This window comes from Pseudomonas sp. SIMBA_067 (assembly GCF_046534675.1).
GTDB classification, from domain to species: Bacteria; Pseudomonadota; Gammaproteobacteria; order Pseudomonadales; family Pseudomonadaceae; genus Aquipseudomonas; species Aquipseudomonas putida.
The window spans coordinates 1-238 of sequence record NZ_JAWRYH010001299.1 but is presented as its reverse complement, the minus strand read 5'-3'; the positions used below and the strand labels follow the sequence as shown (position 1 = coordinate 238).

At 63.4% G+C, this 238-nt stretch carries 1 protein-coding gene; it reads left to right on the top strand.

Going from position 1 to position 238, the window contains the following annotated elements:
• A partial coding sequence (locus tag SB765_RS33520) for a hypothetical protein (RefSeq protein WP_410933021.1) occupies positions 1–238 on the top strand: 238 nt, incomplete at both ends.

The following is a 238-nucleotide window of genomic DNA, read 5'->3' as shown; positions in this document are numbered from 1 at the left end:
GCTTCACCCCCAAAGAGCTGTTCCAGCACCAGACCGTCCAAGGGCTGGCCTCGGTCGCCAGGCAAGGGGACGAAGGCGGATTGCTGATCGAGCAGAAGGCTGCCACTTGCCAGACCCTGCTGCTGCCGATCCAGCAATCGTTCTTCGAGCAGGACATTGCCCAGCGCCACCACTGGAACCAGGCGCTGTTGCTCAAGGCAGGTCAGGCGCTCGACAGCCAGGCACTGGAGCAAGCGCT